This window comes from Streptomyces sp. NPDC060205 (assembly GCF_042728395.1).
Lineage (GTDB): Bacteria > Actinomycetota > Actinomycetes > Streptomycetales > Streptomycetaceae > Streptomyces.
The window spans coordinates 1-2562 of the sequence record NZ_JBHWZP010000592.1 but is presented as its reverse complement, the minus strand read 5'-3'; the positions used below and the strand labels follow the sequence as shown (position 1 = coordinate 2562).

Here is a 2562-nt window from a genome sequence, read left to right as displayed (position 1 = left end):
CCGTACGAAGGATTCGTACGGGGCGGCGGTCATGCGCGGGTCACTCCCCGGCGCGGGAACGCGCTACCGCAGGAACGAGTTGATCTCGATCGTCTCGTCGCGGCCCGGGCCCACGCCGATGGCGGAGATCGGGGCGCCGGACATGTCCTCCAGCGCCTTCACGTACGCCTGGGCGTTCTTCGGGAGGTCCGCGAAGGTCTTGGCCTTCGTGATGTCCTCCGACCAGCCGGGCAGCTTCTCGTAGATCGGCTTCGCGTGGTGGAAGTCGGTCTGCGAGTAGGGCAGCTCCTCGACGCGCTTCCCGTCGATCTCGTACGCGACACAGACCGGGATCTCGTCCCAGCCGGTAAGGACGTCGAGCTTGGTGAGGAAGAAGTCCGTCAGGCCGTTGACGCGCGTCGCGTACCGGGCGATCGGCGCGTCGAACCAGCCGCAGCGCCGGTCGCGGCCGGTGGTGACCCCGCGCTCGCCGCCGATGCGGCGCAGCGCCTCGCCGTCCTCGTCGAGCAGCTCGGTCGGGAACGGACCCGCGCCGACCCGGGTCGTGTACGCCTTCAGGATGCCGATGACCCGGCTGATCTTCGTCGGGCCGACGCCCGAACCCGTGCAGGCGCCGCCCGCGGTGGGGTTCGACGACGTCACGAAGGGATACGTGCCGTGGTCGATGTCCAGCAGCGTGCCCTGGCCGCCCTCGAAGAGGACCACCTTGTCGTCGTCGAGCGCCTTGTTGAGCACCAGGACGGTGTCGGCGACGTACGGGCGCAGCTTCTCCGCGTAGGTCAGCAGTTCCTCGACGATCTGGTCGGTCTCGATCGCGCGGCGGTTGAAGACCTTGGTGAGGAGCTGGTTCTTGCCGTCGAGGGCCGCCTCGACCTTCTGCGTCAGGATCGACTCGTCGTACAGGTCCTGGACGCGGATGCCGACACGGTTGATCTTGTCGGCGTAGGTCGGGCCGATGCCCCGGCCGGTGGTGCCGATCTTCCGCTTGCCGAGGAAGCGTTCCGTCACCTTGTCCACCGTCACGTTGTACGGCGTGATGATGTGCGCGTTTCCGCTGATGAGGAGCTTGGACGTGTCGACGCCACGCTCGTTCAGTCCGTTCAGCTCGGAGAACAGGACCGACGGGTCGACGACGACTCCGTTACCGATGACCGGGGTACACCCCGGCGAGAGGATTCCGGAAGGGAGGAGGTGGAGGGCGTACTTCTGATCGCCCACGACTACCGTATGGCCGGCGTTGTTGCCGCCTTGGTAGCGCACCACATAGTCCACGGAACCACCGAGCAGGTCGGTGGCCTTTCCCTTGCCTTCGTCACCCCACTGAGCACCGAGCAGCACAAGTGCGGGCACGCGCGTACACCCCTTCCGGGCGGGGCATGTCCAAGGTCGGGGACGTACACGGCTGTATCTGGTACGGCTGCGTACGCCGGCGACCACCTTTGGCCGCGACCGTCGGACCGGATGCCCCGGAATAGACGAAGCCCCTGGCGCAATAGCGCAAGGGGCTCTTGCACAAAGATGCTACCCGAGGAAGCGAGGCATGACCGAGGTGGCGACTTCCGACCAGCTCCTGGTGGTCATCGACCCGGTCGCCCGTCACGGTGACGGTGAGGCGGTACGGATCGCAAAAGACGTGCTCAGCGCGGGTGCGACCACAAAAGTGTGCCTCCCTGACGGGCCCGAGGAATTCGACCGGGCACTGGCCCGGAGAGGGTCGCGGCGACCCGTCGTGGTCGGGGACGACCGGGCGCTGCTGCGCGCCGTGTCCCTTTTGCACCGGCGGCGCGAGCTGGCCGGATGTGCACTGTCCCTGGTGCCGGTGGGCGTCGGCGGCGGAGCGCTGACGCTCTCGCGGGCCCTCGGCGTGCCCCAGGGGGCCGTCGAGGCGGCCCGGGCCGTGCTCGACGGGTCCGAGCGGCGGCTCGATCTGCTGGTGGACGACAGTGACGGGGTGGTGCTGGGGGCTCTGCGCATTCCGCCGCTGGGCGGGGGCGCGGGCGGAGGCGAGGGCTCCTTGGAGGAGGACGCTCCGCAGCACCGGGCCCACTGGCTGCGGACCTGCCAGTCCCTCGTCCGCACGCTCGCCGCACGGCCCGCCCGGCCGCCGGCGTCCGCCTCCCCCGGGCCCGCGCGGCTGCGCGTCGAGGCCGACGGGCGGACCCTCATCGACCTGGACCAGCCCGTGGACGCCGTGTCGATCACTCCGGGCGGCGCGGGGGGTGGTGCGCGGATCGAGATCCGGCCCGTCTCCGTCGGCGCGGAGGCCGCGCCGCTGGAGGCCGTGGCGCGGACGATCACCGTGTCGGGGGCGGATTTCCGGTACCGGGCGGATGCGGTGGTGGCGGGCCCGGTCCGCACCCGGACGTGGACCGTCCGGGAGGGGGCCTGGGGGTTGACGCTGCCGGGGTAGCGGGCGCTCCCGCGGAGGGGTGGGCGGGTTTCTTTCGCCCCGGCCGCCCCTTCCCGTTCCCGTCCACGCATGGGGCTGCGCCCCTCGCCCCCCTATCGCGCTGCGCGCTCGTCCTCAAACGCCGGACGGGCTGAAAGGGGCGCGGGGAACTG

At 70.5% G+C, this 2562-nt stretch carries 2 protein-coding genes; one reads left to right on the top strand and one right to left on the bottom strand.

Translation table 11 applies throughout. From position 1 onward, the window contains the following. Window positions 1–63 precede the first annotated feature (63 nt). Window positions 64–1350 (bottom strand): adenylosuccinate synthase, encoded by a 1287-nt coding sequence (locus tag ACFWGJ_RS43270; protein WP_387334469.1) that lies wholly within the window; start codon window positions 1348–1350, stop codon window positions 64–66. A 190-nt stretch (window positions 1351–1540) separates the two neighbouring features. Between ACFWGJ_RS43270 and ACFWGJ_RS43265 the strand changes: the two genes are divergently transcribed. Continuing rightward, a complete protein-coding gene (locus ACFWGJ_RS43265) occupies window positions 1541–2410 on the top strand; it encodes a diacylglycerol kinase (protein ID WP_387334468.1) in 870 nt (289 codons plus the stop codon). Window positions 2411–2562: the final 152 nt, after the last annotated feature.